General features: G+C 70.4%; 14 protein-coding genes. 3 read left to right on the top strand and 11 right to left on the bottom strand.

Annotated features, from left to right (window positions below; translation table 11 throughout):
* Positions 1 to 233 precede the first annotated feature (233 nt).
* The 4 genes from AC1DGC_RS17075 to AC1DGC_RS17060 form a co-directional block, all read right to left on the bottom strand.
* Entirely contained in the window at positions 234 to 1,283 is a 1,050-nt protein-coding gene (locus AC1DGC_RS17075; protein ID WP_394164042.1) for a hypothetical protein, read from the bottom strand.
* A 121-nt stretch (positions 1,284 to 1,404) separates the two neighbouring features.
* On the bottom strand, positions 1,405 to 2,145 hold the full coding sequence (locus AC1DGC_RS17070) for an alpha/beta fold hydrolase (RefSeq protein WP_259210067.1): 741 nt from the start codon (positions 2,143 to 2,145) through the stop codon (positions 1,405 to 1,407).
* Positions 2,145 to 2,516, bottom strand: a complete 372-nt coding sequence (locus AC1DGC_RS17065; protein WP_259210064.1) for a hypothetical protein — start codon at positions 2,514 to 2,516, stop codon at positions 2,145 to 2,147. Before AC1DGC_RS17065 ends, AC1DGC_RS17070 begins: the two co-directional genes overlap by 1 nt.
* The gene (locus AC1DGC_RS17060) at positions 2,513 to 3,472 is read right to left on the bottom strand and encodes a hypothetical protein (protein ID WP_259210062.1); all 960 of its coding nucleotides are present in this window, start codon (positions 3,470 to 3,472) and stop codon (positions 2,513 to 2,515) included. The genes AC1DGC_RS17065 and AC1DGC_RS17060 overlap by 4 nt, the downstream gene beginning before the upstream one ends.
* 171 nt (positions 3,473 to 3,643) lie before the next feature.
* Between AC1DGC_RS17060 and prmA the strand changes: the two genes are divergently transcribed.
* The 3 genes from prmA to fis all read left to right on the top strand — a co-directional run bounded on the left by prmA (position 3,644) and on the right by fis (position 5,906).
* Positions 3,644 to 4,564 (top strand): 50S ribosomal protein L11 methyltransferase, encoded by a 921-nt coding sequence (gene prmA, locus AC1DGC_RS17055; protein WP_394164040.1) that lies wholly within the window; start codon positions 3,644 to 3,646, stop codon positions 4,562 to 4,564.
* Between the two features lie 53 nt (positions 4,565 to 4,617).
* Positions 4,618 to 5,520, top strand: coding sequence for a DUF3426 domain-containing protein (locus AC1DGC_RS17050; RefSeq protein WP_394164074.1), 903 nt, complete (start codon positions 4,618 to 4,620; stop codon positions 5,518 to 5,520).
* Between the two features lie 110 nt (positions 5,521 to 5,630).
* Positions 5,631 to 5,906, top strand: coding sequence for a DNA-binding transcriptional regulator Fis (gene fis / locus AC1DGC_RS17045; RefSeq protein ID WP_038685853.1), 276 nt, complete (start codon positions 5,631 to 5,633; stop codon positions 5,904 to 5,906).
* Between the two features lie 27 nt (positions 5,907 to 5,933).
* Here fis and AC1DGC_RS17040 read toward each other — a convergent pair whose 3' ends face one another.
* The 7 genes from AC1DGC_RS17040 to AC1DGC_RS17010 all read right to left on the bottom strand — a co-directional run bounded on the left by AC1DGC_RS17040 (position 5,934) and on the right by AC1DGC_RS17010 (position 14,336).
* The gene (locus tag AC1DGC_RS17040) at positions 5,934 to 6,920 is read right to left on the bottom strand and encodes a phosphatidate cytidylyltransferase (protein ID WP_394164039.1); all 987 of its coding nucleotides are present in this window, start codon (positions 6,918 to 6,920) and stop codon (positions 5,934 to 5,936) included.
* Positions 6,920 to 7,552 (bottom strand): lysophospholipid acyltransferase family protein, encoded by a 633-nt coding sequence (locus AC1DGC_RS17035; RefSeq protein WP_478048405.1) that lies wholly within the window; start codon positions 7,550 to 7,552, stop codon positions 6,920 to 6,922. The genes AC1DGC_RS17040 and AC1DGC_RS17035 overlap by 1 nt, the downstream gene beginning before the upstream one ends.
* Before the next feature lie 36 nt (positions 7,553 to 7,588).
* Positions 7,589 to 8,017 (bottom strand): hypothetical protein, encoded by a 429-nt coding sequence (locus AC1DGC_RS17030; RefSeq protein ID WP_478048404.1) that lies wholly within the window; start codon positions 8,015 to 8,017, stop codon positions 7,589 to 7,591.
* Entirely contained in the window at positions 8,014 to 9,345 is a 1,332-nt protein-coding gene (locus tag AC1DGC_RS17025) for a phosphatase PAP2/dual specificity phosphatase family protein (RefSeq protein WP_394164037.1), read from the bottom strand. Before AC1DGC_RS17025 ends, AC1DGC_RS17030 begins: the two co-directional genes overlap by 4 nt.
* Entirely contained in the window at positions 9,342 to 11,096 is a 1,755-nt protein-coding gene (locus AC1DGC_RS17020) for a bifunctional alpha/beta hydrolase/class I SAM-dependent methyltransferase (protein ID WP_478048403.1), read from the bottom strand. Before AC1DGC_RS17020 ends, AC1DGC_RS17025 begins: the two co-directional genes overlap by 4 nt.
* A gap of 38 nt (positions 11,097 to 11,134) precedes the next feature.
* Entirely contained in the window at positions 11,135 to 11,740 is a 606-nt protein-coding gene (locus tag AC1DGC_RS17015) for a CDP-alcohol phosphatidyltransferase family protein (RefSeq protein ID WP_478048402.1), read from the bottom strand.
* 76 nt (positions 11,741 to 11,816) lie between these two features.
* Positions 11,817 to 14,336: a tetratricopeptide repeat protein gene (locus AC1DGC_RS17010; RefSeq protein WP_478048401.1), complete on the bottom strand. Its 2,520-nt coding sequence runs from the start codon at positions 14,334 to 14,336 to the stop codon at positions 11,817 to 11,819.
* Positions 14,337 to 14,449 lie beyond the last annotated feature (113 nt).

Raw genomic sequence — 14,449 nt, 5'->3', positions numbered from 1 at the left:
CCCCCTCACAGCAGAGAAGAACCTTTGTTCGCCTGTGTGAAACGACACCGGGCCGCACGATGGCGGCCCGGCAGTCTGTGTTGCCCGGCGGGTAACGACCGTCGGTCGATACCCGTTACCGGGCGCGCTGCGTCAGCGCAGCAGCGCGATCAGCAGCAGGATCGGAATCGGAATGCCCAGGAACCAGAGCAGCAGATATTTCATGGTGAATCCTCCTCGTTGAACGTGTGGGGTTACAGGTCGCGGCGGCGACCGCCCCAGGTGGCGAACAGACTGGCGCTGAAGGCACCGACCAGCAGCGTGATGAACAGCCACAGCGCGGCGTAGGCGGTGGCCTTGCGGGCGTCGTCAGCGGCCTGCTTGGCATCGGCCTTGGCCTTTTCCAGGCTGGCGCGCAGGCGGGCCTGCATGTCGGTCACGCGGGCCTGCGCCTCAACCTGGCTCATGCCGGTCTGGTTGGCGACCAGCTGCGCCAGGTACTGCGTGTCGGCCGGATCCATCGTATTGGACTTGAGGCTGTTGACCACGATCCGGTTGACCTCGGCGCGCACGTCACCGCCACGGCCCGGGCCCGGGCCGCGTTCGCCGCCCGGCATCGGACGCGGCGGCGGCGGCGGCATCACGCCAGCCTGCGGTGCCGGCGGCGCGGCGGCCGGATCGGCCGGCGGCGCGCCCATCGGTGCAGCCGGTGCACCCGGGTTGGCGCGGAACAGCCCGTCCACCCAGTACTGCAGATCGCCGTTGTCGCCCGTTGCGGCGGGACCGGCGACGGCGGCCAGGCCACCCGCCGTGGTCGCGGCGGCACCTGCCGTTGCACCGGCTACCTTGGCGCCGGCACCGAGCACGCCGCCGATGGCGGTGGTGAGCAGCCCGGCGGTCAGCAGGGTGGCCACCGACCACGACAGGAAGCCGTGCGCGGTGTCGCGGAAGTACGTCTCATCGCCGTGCAGGTTGCTCCACTTGTTGCGCAGCCGGCCGGCGAGATAACCGCCCAGCCCGGACGCCGCGATCGCGGTCAGCGTCAGCCAGGCGATGCTCGACCAGCCGAAGGTCTCGGCCGACACGCCCTCATACGACCACGGCGAGACCGACGACAGGCCGAGGCCCACGCCCAGGATCAGCAGGACCAGCGAGAGGGCCGCCGCGGCGGCGGCACCGGCGAAGATGGCGCCCCAGGAGACGGCGCCATCGTGCGCGGGCGCGACGACGGGCGGCGGCGTGACCACCGCGACAGTCGCGGCGGCAAGGGGTTCGGATGCGGCGTAGTCGCCTCGGGTGTTCATGCGTCAAGTTCTCCGGCACGTGCGCTGCGGATGCAGCCAATACGCGCAGGCTGCGCGTCACGCCGTGAATTGCCCGAGAGCCATAAGCGAAGGCCGCGTGGACGCGATCACAACACGCCGGTCACGCGCGCTGGCACGCGTCCTGCGCGAAGGCGGCCATCACCGCGGCGGCCGGGCCCGGTCGCGCCTGCAGCAGCAGGTGCGGGCCATCCAGCCATTGGCTGGCCTGCGCCGGCAGCAAGGCCGACAGGTGGCGCTGGCAACGCGTGGGCAACAGGCGATCCTGCACCGCATGCAGGCAAAGTGTCGGCACCGTCACCGCGGCTGCGCGCGCCGCCACATCGACGCCGAGCGCGGCCATCGCACGGCCGCGCAACACATCGGCAGCGACGCTGGCCAACGCGGCCCGCAGCGCATCGCGCAACGCGGGCGTGCTCCAGCGGCCAAGCAACATCCACGACAGCGCGGGCATCGGCAATGCGCGCACCGGGGCCCAGTACAGCAGCGACTGCAGCCGTCGCCACGCCAGCCAGGGCGAGCGCGCGAACGTGGTGGAGAGGATCAGGCCGCGCAGGCCTGGTGGCGGTGCAGCGGCGATCGTGAGCGCCAGCGGCCCCGAGAACGATTCGCCCAGCAGCACGTAGTCGCCATCGGTGGGCAGCGCCTGGCGCACCAAGTGGGCCAGCGCGGCGTAATCCAGCGTGCGGTCGACCGGGTAGGCAATCACCGTGACCTCCACGCCCAGCCGCCGCATCGCGGCGCGGAACGCGGCGTGCTGGCTGCCGGTCGCGTCCAGGCCAGGCAGCAGCACCAGCCGCAGCGGGCGCGTGGTGGCCACCACGCCCGCCTCGGCGTGCGGCATCAACGCGCGACGTCGGCCGCGGTGACCTGGCTGTTCTTGACCGGCGCAACGCCCAGCGAGGACGTCGGGTCGACGATCACCATGGTCTCGGTGGACCCATCGGGCCAGACCACCTGGAAGGTGCTGCCGGCCGGCAGCGAGGCGAACGGCATGCCGCTCTGCGCGCGGTACACCGCGGCCACCTGGCTGGCGCCGGCGCGGCGCACGTCTTCCGGTGCCTTGACCGAGGTCAGCTGCACCTTGGACAGGCTGCGATAGCGGTCCTCATAGGTATCGATCATCACCAGGCCCACCGCCCCGGCCGAGTACGCCACGAACAGCGCCACCCAGAACCAGAACTTGGCGCCATGCAGGAATCGACGGTAGTTCATCGCCCGTTCCTCTGCTTGATCAGCTTTTCAACCAACGTCTTCATTTTCCCCGCACCTTGCCGCGATACCGCAGCGTCATACACGAAAGTGGCAAAGTCCTGCCCACCGTCCTGCGAACAGATCCCTCCGTTCGCGCAGAAATTGTTCATCAACACACTGTCCGCCCCACACGCCATGCCCAGTTCGCAGGCGGCCAGCCGCCAGGCCAGCTCACTGAACTGGTCGCCGGCCACCAGCCCGTCCAGGGCGCGGTCGCCGCTGGCGCGCTGGCCCATGCCGGTGGAGAGCGCCATGTAGGCTTCGGGGTCGCGCGAGTCCATCACCCGCTCCACCAGCCCGCGCCGGTAAGCCGGCGTGTTCTGCAGCGGCTGGCCTTCGGCAAACAGCGAGGCCTCGGCGGCGAGGTTGCCCGCCTTGGCCGCCTGCAGGCGCTGGGTGAGGATCAGCTGGCGGCCCAGGCCGTCGCTGGAGACGAAGCCATCGCAGCGTCGCGCAACGCGCTCGCGCGCCTGCACCATGATGGGCGAGGCGGTCATGCCCATCCCGCTCAACAGCGCGTTGTCCAGTTGGTAGCCCCCGGGGTCCATCGCATAGGTCGCGCAATAGTCGTACACCCGGCTGACCATCCACGCCGCTTCGGCATTGCCGTTGGCTGCCTGCAGCTGCAAGCGCTGGGCGTAGGCGAACAGATCGGTATCGCCTTCGATATCGGCGCGGATGTCCAGCGGCAGCCCCGACGGGATCGCGTTGCCACGCTCGGCGGTCAACAGTTGGCGCGCCAACTGCTGGGCCTGCGCCGGGGCACTGGCCAGCGCGACCACGGGCGCCGCGTCCACCGCGGCCGGTGCCGGATCGGCATGCCGCACGTGGCCACCGGCGCGATAACCCACCACCCCCAGCAACGCCAGGGCCGGTACGACCAGCATCCAGGTTTTGAGGGTGGGCACGAGCGCCATGCGCAGGACCGGAAGCTGCCGGCGAGGCAACGGAATGCCAAGTCTAGCAAGCGGCCCGAACGCTGTCTGAATCGGCCGCCGGTGCGCGTCTCGCCCACCCCGGAGACCGTGGATGGGCCACGGGGCCCACAATGGTCTAGCATTCACCGTTTTCCGCAGGTAGCCCCGCCCATGCCGTTCCTGGAACTCACCCTCCGCTGCAGCGAATCCACCCAGCCCCGCTACGAGAATGCGCTGGATGATGTCGGCGCGCTGGCGGTGACCCTGCTCGACGCCGATGCCGATACCAGCAACGAGCGCGCGATCCTGGAACCGGGCGTGGGCGAGACCCCGCTGTGGAACGACCTGGTACTGAGCGCCCTGTTCCCGGCCGAGACCAACGCGCTCGCGCTGCTGGCCGCGCTGGAAGCCTTCGACCCCGGCCTGGACTGGTCCGATGCGAGTTTCCGCGCGGTGCAGGATGAAGACTGGGAACGCGCGTGGCTGGACCAGTTCCAGCCGATGGCCTTCGGCGAGCGCACCTGGATCGTGCCGTGGAACCACGACCTGCCCGAGGCCGCCCAGGCCGACGATGCCGCCGTGATCCGGCTCGACCCGGGCCTGGCGTTCGGGTCGGGCACCCACCCCACGACCGCGCTGTGCCTGCGTTGGCTGGATGGCCTGGCGGGCGAAGGCGCGTTGCAGGACCAGACCGTGCTCGACTTCGGTTGCGGCTCGGGCATCCTGGCGCTGGCCGCGCTCAAGCTCGGCGCCGCGTCGGCGGTGGGCGTGGACAACGATCCGCAGGCGGTGATCGCCACCGGTGACAACGCCGAACGCAACGGCCTGCAGGACCGCCTGCAGGTGTACCTGCCGGCCGACGAACCGGCGGCCACCTACCCGGTGGTGGTGGCCAACATCCTGGCGTCGGCGCTGGACGCGCTGGCCGAAGTGCTGGCGGCACGCGTCGCCGCCGGTGGCCGGATCGCGCTGTCAGGCATCCTGCATGGGCAGGAGCAGGAACTGCTGGTGCGCTATGCGCCGTGGTTCGAACAGCTCGAGACCGCGCAGGACGATGACTGGATGCGCATCACCGGCGTGCGCCGCGCGTAAGTCGGCTTGAACGTGATTGAATGGGCGCGACCCTGCTGCCCGGCCCCGACCCGATGACCGAGCCCACCCCGCCGCCACGCCGCCCGCTGGCCACGTTCCTGCGTGCCAGCCAGGCCGACACGCCCGCCGTGGATCCCCCCGTGGAGCCCGCGTCGCCGTCGTCGCCCGACACCGACGCGCCCGCCGTGGCCGATCCGCTCGCCGTGGCGCCGATCACCGTGGGCAAGGACTGGGCGCAGACCGTGGCCGTGTTCGATCCGCCGGCAGACGAGCGTGACGTCGTCGACGACGCGCGCGCGTTCCCCGATGACGTGCCCGAGGCGGCCACCGCCGCCGCGCTCGACGCGTGGGCGGCGCACAGCGATGCAGCTCCCCTCCGAACGCTGGCCGACGAGGCGACGGTGGCGGCCACCGCGACGGGCGACGCCCCCGCACCGGCACGTGGCGGCAGTGCGCCCAGCTTCATGCGCCTGCCGGTGGCACGCCTGCACACGCCCCGCTGGCAGTGGGGCGTGCTGGCGGGGTTGGTGGTGTTGCTGGTCATCCAGATCGCCGTGGCCGACCGCGCACGGCTGGCCGCCGACGCCGGCAGCCGACCGTGGATCGCCGCGGTCTGCGGCGTGCTTGGCTGCACGTTGCCGGCCTGGCAGGAGCCAGCGGCGTTCAGCATGATCAGCCGCGACGTGCGGCCGGTGCCCGGCCAGGCCGGCGCACTGCAGGTGCAGGCCAGCTTCCGCAACGATGCGCGCTGGGCCCAGGCGTGGCCGTCGCTGCGCTTGTCGTTGTCCGATGCCGATGGCCGCGTGATCGGCACCGGCGTGTTCGCCCCGCACGATTACCTGGACCGTTCGCTGGACGCCAACAGCGTATTGGAACCGGGACAGAGCGCGCAGATCGCCTTCCGCGTGCGCGAGCCAGCGTCGTCCACCGTCGCATTCACCTTCGAGTTCCTGTAACCGGTTGGCACCGCCAGCGTGGCAGCCCGCCCGCGCACGCGCTAGACTGGCCCCCTACAATTCTCCGCCCGGGGCTGCTGTCCGCCCCGGCATCTGCACCGGGAACCTCCTTGAACGCTGTCCTTTCTCGTCCTGACAATAGTCGTGGCGCGCCGAAGCCACCGCTGCGCGAACACGTGGCCCAATCGGTCCGGCGCTACCTGCGGGACCTGGATGGTTGCGACGCCGACGACGTGTACGAGATCGTCCTGCGCGAAATGGAAATCCCGTTGTTCGTGGAAGTGCTCAACCATTGCGAAGGCAACCAGAGCCGCGCCGCGGCGATGCTGGGCATCCACCGCGCCACGCTGCGCAAGAAACTGAAGGAATACGGCATCGCCACCTGATGCCGTGCATCGGCCCGCGGTCGATGCCTACGCGCTCCAGAAATACCGCACCAGGTGGAAGAACACCGGCGCGGCGAAACACACCGAATCCAGCCGGTCGAGCATGCCACCATGGCCCTCGATCATGTGGCCCCAGTCCTTGATGCCGCGGTCGCGCTTGATCGCCGACATCACCAGGCCGCCCCAGAACCCCATCAGGTTGACCACCAGCGACATCCCGAACGCCTGCCACGGTGTGAACGGGGTCAGCCACCACAGCGCCGCGCCCAGCGCGCTGGCCGACAGCACGCCGCCGATGAAGCCTTCCACCGTCTTGGACGGCGACAGCTTCGGTGCGATCAGGCGCTTGCCGATCAGCTTGCCCCAGATGTACTGCAGCACGTCCGAGGACTGCACCACGATCACCAGGAAGGCGAACAGCAACAGGTTGCGCGCCGGCTCCACCCCGGCAAGTCGCAGGTTGAGCAATGCGGGCACGTGCGAGATGCAGAACACGCAGATCATCAGCCCCCACTGCACCTTGGACGTGCGCTCCAGGTAGTCGGTGGTGTCGCCGCCGATGGTGGCCAGGATCGGCAGGAACAGGAACGCGTAGACCGGAATCAGCAAGGTGTACAGGCCGTACCAGTCGGTCCACACCAGCCAGTACTGCCACGGCAGTACCACGTAGAACGCCGCCAGCAGGGCGTAGTAGTCGCCGGCACGGGTGGGCGTGAGCGTGATGAACTCGCGCAGTGCGAACAGCGACACCACCGCGAACAGCAGCACCACCCCGGTGCGCCCGAAAAAGAACGCCAGCGCCACCACCGCCGCCATCACCCACCACGCGCGGATCCGCGAGACCAGGTTGGCCAGCACCGTGCTGGGCGCATGCCGGGCGCGCCAGCGCAGGGTTTCGGCGATGACCGTGGCCAGCACCAGCACGGCGGCGATGCCGGCGAACAACAGCCGGGTCTGCGCATGCGTGGACAGCTGCGCCACGTCGCTGGCCAGGCTGGACAACAGCAGCGGCATCATGCGCGCTGCCTGCGCGGCTGCGGATCCAGCGCCATCAGCGAGACCCGCGCGCGCTCCAGGAAACGGTCCTTGTCTTCGTCCGCCTTCAGCCGTAGCGGCTCGCCGAACGTGGTGGTGCACAGAAGTGGCAGCGGCAGCCAGCGGCCCTTGGGCATCACCCGCTTGAGGTTGTCGATCCACACCGGCACGAACTCCAGCTCCGGGCGTTGCCGGGCCAGGTGGTAGATGCCGCTCTTGAACGGCAGCACGCCCTCCCCGGTGTTGCGCGTGCCTTCCGGGAACAGGATCAACGAATTGCCTTCGTCCACCGCCTGGCACAGGCAGGCGATCGGATCGTGCTCGCGCCTGGTCGCATCGCGTTCGATCAGCACGCCGTTGAACACGGCGTGGATCAGGTAGCGGCGCAGGCCATCGCGCTGCCAGTAGTCGGCCGCGGCCACCGGCCGCACCTGGCGGCGCAGGGTGATCGGCAAGGCCGACCAGATCAGCACGAAGTCGCCGTGGCTGGCGTGGTTGCCGTAATACACGCGATGGTCGCTGGAGGGCGCACAGCCCTGCCACAACGCGCGCGCGCCGGTCAGCGCGCGGATCGCACCGCTGCAACCGCGTGCCACCAGGTCAGCCAGCATGTCGCGCGTTCTCCTTGCCTGTATCCATCATGCGGTTCATGCGGCCATCCGCAGCCAGAGTGCGGCCAACAACGTGGCCGCCTGCAGCAGCACGCACACCGCCTGCCCGCGCAGCAGGCGGCACATGCCCTGCCAACGCAGCGGCCAGTCACGCGGGGACGCTGCCGCCTGGCGCAGGCCAAGGGCATGCAGCGCGGCGTCGATCGGATCCGGTGCCGCATCCGGGTGCGCCTGCAGCAACCCGTCCAGCAGCGCACGGTCAAAGCCGATGCGTACGGCGAAACAGGCCTGGCCCACGCCTGCCAGCAGGCTCAGCAGCGCGGCACCGGCCACCGCGGATGCACCCGGCGGCAGCACCACCAGCAGCGCCAGCGCGGCAGCGGCCAGCAAGGTGGAGATCACCGCCGGCACCCGCGCCTGGCGCAGCAGCGCGGCCATCGCATGCACCTGCATGGCCATGCTCACGCGCGCACCCCCGGCAACCCGGTGGCACGCGGCAGCTGCACGGCCTGCGCGATCGCATCGCGATGGCGCTCGTGCAGCACGATCCAGGGGCAGTCCAGGCGGAGCAGTTTGATCGCGGCATCGGCGCTGTCGGCGTGCCCGCTCTGGCACAGCCAGGTGGCCAGCGCGGCGGCGCTGCGCGAATACCCCAGTGCGCAGCACACCAGCACCTCGCCACGCCGGTGCCCATGCGCGATCGCCTCGGCGGCGCGGCGCAGTTCCTGCGCGGTGGGCGTGGCCAGGTCCAGCATCGGCACGCTGCGGTAATGGCGCACCTTGGCGCGGAACGGCAGCTCGGCGCTGACATCCACCACGGTCGGCATCGCCAGGGTCGCGCCCGCCTCCGGCATCCGCCCCAGCCATACCCCATCGATCACCAGCTGCGGCTGCGGCGCGTGCCGGGTCCACCAGCGCGAGTTCCACCACGCCGCCAGCAGGTAGGGCGCCAGCAACCAGCATGCGGCCACGCTCAGCCGCCCATCCTCCTGCTTCTGGAACACTGCCGTGCCCAGCGCGGCGTAGCCCAGTGCCACCATCGCCAGCGACAGCGCCGGCCAGCCCAGCCACAGCACCCAGCCGCTGAAGGTCAGCGCCAGCGAGGCGCACAGCGCGCTGCCCAGGCCGTACACCGCGGCCAGCCGCCAGCGCGCGCCGTCCTGCGCCCACTGCCAGTGCGCCAGCGGGGAGCGGCCGTGCGCCGGCCACACCCAGACACACAGCCAGCCCACCGCCACGCCGGTGGGGACATCGACGAAGTGATGCTGCCAGGTGGTCAGCACCGACAGCCCGATCAACGCGAACCACACGTGCAGCGCCGCGCGCCACCAGCCACGTAGGTGCTGCTGGTAACGCACCCACAGCACCACCAGCAGCACGATGTGCAGCGAAGGCGCCTGGTTGAACGGCTTGTCGAAACCCAGCAGCACATCGAACAGCCAGCCAAACACACCGGCGGTTTCCGGCCGTTCCAGGCTGAAGCGCAGCGGCCACAGCAGGAAGCACGCCACCGACAGCAGCTGCGCGGTGAACAGGCGCCGCGCATGCATGTCCAGCTCGGCGCGGTGGCTGCAGATGAAGAACGAGGCCACGTAGAACAGGTCGATGGACCAGTACGGCACGATGGTCCAGGCCTGGAACGGGATCTTCGCCTCCCAGTCGAACACGATCGAGGGCACGTACGGCAGGCGCCCGGCCCAGGCGTTGGCCAGGCCGTAGCTGAGGAAGAAGAACGGCCCCAGCACGGCCAGCCAGAGCAGTGCACGCCGCCATGGCCGCGTGCCCTCGGTCATTGCATCACCCGCCGTGCCAGCGACACGGTGAAGATGCCGAAGCGGTCGATGCGCTGGGTGACTTTCTCGAAGCCGGCCAGGCGCACCAGCTCGTCCATCTCCTGCTGGGTACGGCGGCGCATCACCCAGGCCGCGCCTTCGCGGTGGCTGGTGAGGGCGCGCGCGATGAACTCCAGCTGCGGGTGCCATGGCTGGCCGGTATAGACGAGGTAGCCGCCTTCGCGCATCGCCGCGGCGATGCCCTGCAGCGAGCGCAGCACCGCATCGTTGTCGGCAAACAGTTCGTACAGGCCCGAGACCGTGGACAAGGTGGGTGCGATCGGCAGCGCCGCCAGCGAGGCCGCGTCGAACGCGTCGCCCTGCTCGAAGGTGGCGATATCGTCGGCGCCGAAGGCGCTGATCAGCTTGCGCCCGTCGCTGACGTTGCGCGCGCTGAAATCGCGCAGGGTGATGGATTCGGCGCGCTGTTCGCCGTGCGCCAGCGCGTCCAGCACGTAGCGGCCATGCCCGGCGGCCACGTCCAGCACCCGCACCGGGCGCCCTTCGCCGTGCAGGTGCAGGGCCGCCAGTTGCAGCAGCTCGCGCACATGCGTGCGGCGGATGCGGATGCCGCGCCAGCCGATCGCGTCCAGGTAGTTGCGGTCGATCATGCGGCCCAGCGGCCCGCGTCCGCGGGCCTCGTCGCGGTAGATGTAGTCCAGCGTGCTGCCCGAATCGAACCCGCTTTCCAGGCCCAGCGCGATGCCCTCGGACAGCGTGCCGCCGAAGCGCAGACCGGCCCGGGTGAAGCGCCAGTACGCATCCTTGGCGCTGTTGCGCTCGGGGGGCCAGGACAGGATCTCCGCTTCGTCGAAGGTGGCGCCGTGACGGTGCGCATCGCGCAGGCTGGGGCGGACCAGCGGCTGGGCGAAGCGCTCCCCGAGGAAGCGACGGATCGCCGCGATCGCCGGCGCGCGATCACGCTCGCCCAGGGTGTCGTGGAAGAAACCGGGCAGCAGGTGGCGTTCCTTGACCGGCGAGGACAGCCGCTCGTAGAAACGGTCCTGCGGCGCGCGGTGGACCACGAAGTCCGAGCCGGACACCAGCAGCTGGGTCGGCACGGTGATCGCCTGCGCATCGCCCACCACCCGTTCGGCGGCCTCGTACAGGCCGAGCAGCACGCGCACCGAGATCGGCCGGGTGATCAGCGGATCGGTGCGGTAGCTTCCCACCCGCTCCGGGTCGTGGGTGAGCCATTGCGGCTTGACGTAGCTGTTGACGAAGAAGTTGCCGCGCAGCATCTGCATCAGCTTCAGGCCCGGCACCGCCAGCGGTACATACAGCTTGACCTTGAACGCCGGCGAGGCCAGCACCAGCGCGCGCAGCGCGGGCGCATAGTCGTGCACCCAGGTCGCGGCAACCACCGCGCCCACGCTCTGGGCGATGATCGCGATGTCCTGCACGGCGATGCCATGCTGCTGGCCGATGTGCGCGATGAAGCTGTCCAGGTCGCGCACCAGCGCCTCGAAGCCCGGCGCGTCGCCGCGCTCGCCCGGCGATTGGCCATTGCCGCGTGCATCCCAGGCGAACACCTCGGTGTCGGGCAGGTCCAGTTCGTCGACCAGGTGGGCTACCCGGCCGGAGTGTTCATGGCCGCGATGGAGCAGCACCACCGCGCGGCGGGGTGCAGTCGATCCGCTGCCCGCCCAATGCCGGTAGAACAATGGCTGGCCATCGAAACTGTGGAACTGCAGGTGGTGCTGTGCGCGCATGCGTCACTCCGTTGTGCAGCGAGCGGGATCCGGCCAGGTCAGCCGGTCTCCGCCAATCCGTGTTTAACGCGTCGCCAGCCGGTGAGCACGCACAGTGCCGCCGCCGCCCACGCGATCCCGCCCACGACGGCGCCGTCGATCCAGCCCGGCGCCAGCAGCACGCCCAGCAGGCCGATCACGAACGCCCGGTCGCTCTTTCCCATCGGCCCGTCGTAGCGCCGGCTGGCCCCCACCATCAGCCCCAGGACGCCAGCGTACTCGCAAACCGCGGCCATCCACGTCAGGGTCCACAAGGCGGCCGGATTCACCCCCGGCACGCTGAGCAGGCTGAGATACAGCGCGGCATCGGCGAGGACGTCGCACAGTTCATTGAGATATGCCCCCAGCCGCGACTGCTGGCCGAATTCGCGCGCGAGCATGCCATCCACGGCGTTGAGCGCCATGCGCAACAGCATCCACAGCGGCAGTGCGAGGTACAGCAGCGGCTGCGCCGGCGCCCACCACCACACGGCCGCGGCCACCAGCAACGAGGCCAGCGCGGCGGCCACGGTGACGGTGTTGGCGGTGACGCCCGCGCGATGCAGGCCGCGTACGCCCGGGCGCAGCAGGTCCTGGAAGCGCCCCTTCAATGCATAGATCGACATGCCGTACCGTCCTCCTGACCGTGGCTAATCTACCTGCCCGCACAGGGGCAGGGGAATGCTGTACGTCGGTATCGACTCACCCCGCCACCAGCAACTGCCGCCAAAGCTGCAGGAAGCGGTCGGAGTACCAGTAGCCCTCGCTGCGCATCAACTGCTCCGGCAGCCCGGCGGAAAGCACGTAACGCCTGGCGAAGCGCTGCTCGAACTGGCGCTTCAACCGGGCCAACTGCGCCGGATCGCTGTCCAGCATCGCGCAGGCCAACACGCCCAGCCAGCCGTCCACCTCGTCCGGCTCGCGGGTAAAGGCCTGCTCGAACAACTGCCTGGCGTCCTGCGGCCGCCCCAGGTCCAGCAGCATGAACCCATAGTTGCGCTGGGCCTCGATGTTGTCCGGCTGCGCCTGCAGCAGCTGCTGCATGCGGCTGGCCGCCTCGCCGGTGCGGCCCAGGTGGAACAGCAGGTAGCCGGCGTGTTCCAGCAGCTCCGGGTCCGGCTGCGCCCGCGCAGGCTGTGCGCGTTGCAGGGCGTCCAGGCGCACCCATGCCGCCTCGAAGTCGGGCGTGGCCGCCGCCGGGTCGCCAGACGACAAGGCCATCGCGGCGCGGTTGAACCATGGGCGGTAGTCCTCCGGCGACTCCTCGATCGCGGCCTGCAGCGCGGCGCGTGCGCCGGCAGCATCGCCACTGTCGGTGAGCGCGCTGGCCAGGTTGAGATGGATGCTCATGCGCTGCTCGCGCTGCCCGGCGGCGTCCAGGTCCGGCGCCGACGGCAGTGTCAGCGCGGTGCGGTATTCCTGCACGGCCTTGCGCGGCTGCTTGAGCTGCTGCAGGTACAGGTTGCCCAGGTTGAAGTGCGCGTCCAGGCGCTTGGGCTGCAGCCGCATCGCCGCGCGGTAGGCATCCACCGCCAACGCATGCTGGCCGCTGTCGCCCAGCGCATTGGCCTGGTTGAGGCGCAGGCCGTAGTTGTCGGGGAAGCGCGCCACGCCGTTGCCGGCCACCACCGCCGCCTCGCGGCTGTCGCCCAGCTGCAGCAGCATGGCCGCGTAGTTGATGAAGGCATCCGGCGACAGGTTGCCGGGCAGCGTCACCAACTGGGCGTAGTAGCGCCGCGCCGTGTCGGTCTGCCCGGTGCGGCTGTAGTGGAAGGCCAGGCGCTGCTGGATGTCCAGGTTGCCCGGCTCCAGTTGCACCGCCCGCAACAGGTCCTTCTCGGCCGCGGCATCATCGCCCAGTTCGTGCAGGACGTTGGCGCGGTTGAGCAGGCCGATGGTCTTGAGCGGGGCACGCTGGAGGTAATCGTTGAACGTGTCCAGCGCACGCTGGTGCTGCCCCAGCCGGGCCTGCGCCACGCCCAGGTTGAGCCAGGCGGTATCCAGGCCGGGATCCCGCCGTACCGCCTGCGCGAACAGGTCCGCCGCGGCCTGCCATTGCCCTGCCCGGCTTTGCGCCTGGCCCTGGTTGAACAGCAGCTGCGCCTGGTTCTCTGCCGGCAGCGTACCGGCCTGCGCCGCCACGGCTGCGCTGTCGCCCTTGCCGCCCTTGCCCTGCAGCGACAGCCGGTTGGTCAGCACCCTCGGGTTGCCCGGGTCCTTTGCCAGCGCACGGTCGTAGGCGGCCAGCGCCTCGCGCGTGCGGCCCAGCCGCTCCTCGACCACGCCGATGTTGAGCCAGGTATCGGCATCGTCCTTGCCCAGCGCCAGGGCCGCCTTGAAGTCCTGCAGCGCCCCGGCCGCATCCCCCATGTCCAACCGGGTCACGCCCCGGTTGTAGGGATACAGCGGTTCGCTCGGCGCCAGCCGCATGGCCTGGCCATCGTCGGCCAGCGACTGGCTGGAACGGCCCAGCGCGTGCTGGGCCAGTGCGCGGTTGCCGTAGTAGCCGGCCACCTGCGGCGACTGCGCGATGGCCTGGTCCAGCAGTTCCAGCGCGCGCCGTGGCTGGCCCAGGTGGTGATACGCCTGCGCGGCGTGGAACTGGATGTCGGCCTGCTGGCCGGTGCCCTCGGGGTCGTCGCGGTAGGCCTGCTCGTAGGCGGCGAACACCTCCAGCATGCGCGCGTTGTCGTGCTGCTGGTTGAGCAGGAACAGGTAATTGCGGAACAGGCTGCTGGCGTGGCCACCGGCCTGGAGCGCTGCCGCGTAGTCGGCCAGCGCGCCCGCGGTGTCCCCGCCCTTGGCCTTGGCGGTGCCCTGCAGCTGCAGGCTTTCGGCATCGGTCGGGTCGACCTGCAGCGCCTGGGCGGCGGCGGCCAGTACCCCGGCATTGTCCTCGGTCGCCGCGGCGATGTACGCCTTCAGGCGGTACAGGCGGGCCTGCCGCGGGTCCACGGCGATGGCCTGGTCGATCAGCCGCCGGGCCCCGGCCCAGTCCTGCGCCTCGTAGGCCGCGTTGGCCTGCTGCTCCAGGTCCTCGGGGGCCGCCCCGTCGGCATCGACCGCTGCGTCGGCGTCCGTCGCGTCCCGCGCCGACGCCGCTGCGGTTGCCACGTCCACCACCTCCACCTCTACGGGCGCATCGGCCACGCGGGCGGCATCCTGCGCCTGCGCGGCGCCCATCAGGCTGGCCCACGCCGCGACGCCTGCAAGCAGCGGCACTTTCCATGTTGCTGTCGACACGATCTTGACCTGCAAATCCCTGGCAGAGCGCGCAGCCTACCCCAGTGCCACAGCCTTGCGGGGGCCGGTTACAGTGCCGGATGCGGCCAGCC

This window comes from Stenotrophomonas sp. 05N37 (assembly GCF_056397365.1).
Note: the sequence above shows the minus strand (reverse complement) of the source record. Positions and strands in the feature narration are given on the sequence as shown.

Bases quoted from the DNA above. Each gene is read 5' to 3' on its own strand.
- AC1DGC_RS17075 (WP_394164042.1), bottom strand. From the start codon at position 1,283: ATGAACACCCGAGGCGACTACGCCGCATCCGAACCCCTTGCCGCCGCG.
- AC1DGC_RS17070 (WP_259210067.1), bottom strand. From the start codon at position 2,145: ATGCCGCACGCCGAGGCGGGCGTGGTGGCCACCACGCGCCCGCTGCGG.
- AC1DGC_RS17065 (WP_259210064.1), bottom strand. From the start codon at position 2,516: ATGAACTACCGTCGATTCCTGCATGGCGCCAAGTTCTGGTTCTGGGTG.
- AC1DGC_RS17060 (WP_259210062.1), bottom strand. From the start codon at position 3,472: ATGGCGCTCGTGCCCACCCTCAAAACCTGGATGCTGGTCGTACCGGCC.
- prmA (WP_394164040.1), top strand. From the start codon at position 3,644: ATGCCGTTCCTGGAACTCACCCTCCGCTGCAGCGAATCCACCCAGCCC.
- AC1DGC_RS17050 (WP_394164074.1), top strand. From the start codon at position 4,618: ATGACCGAGCCCACCCCGCCGCCACGCCGCCCGCTGGCCACGTTCCTG.
- AC1DGC_RS17040 (WP_394164039.1), bottom strand. From the start codon at position 6,920: ATGCCGCTGCTGTTGTCCAGCCTGGCCAGCGACGTGGCGCAGCTGTCC.
- AC1DGC_RS17035 (WP_478048405.1), bottom strand. From the start codon at position 7,552: ATGCTGGCTGACCTGGTGGCACGCGGTTGCAGCGGTGCGATCCGCGCG.
- AC1DGC_RS17025 (WP_394164037.1), bottom strand. From the start codon at position 9,345: ATGACCGAGGGCACGCGGCCATGGCGGCGTGCACTGCTCTGGCTGGCC.
- AC1DGC_RS17020 (WP_478048403.1), bottom strand. From the start codon at position 11,096: ATGCGCGCACAGCACCACCTGCAGTTCCACAGTTTCGATGGCCAGCCA.
- AC1DGC_RS17015 (WP_478048402.1), bottom strand. From the start codon at position 11,740: ATGTCGATCTATGCATTGAAGGGGCGCTTCCAGGACCTGCTGCGCCCG.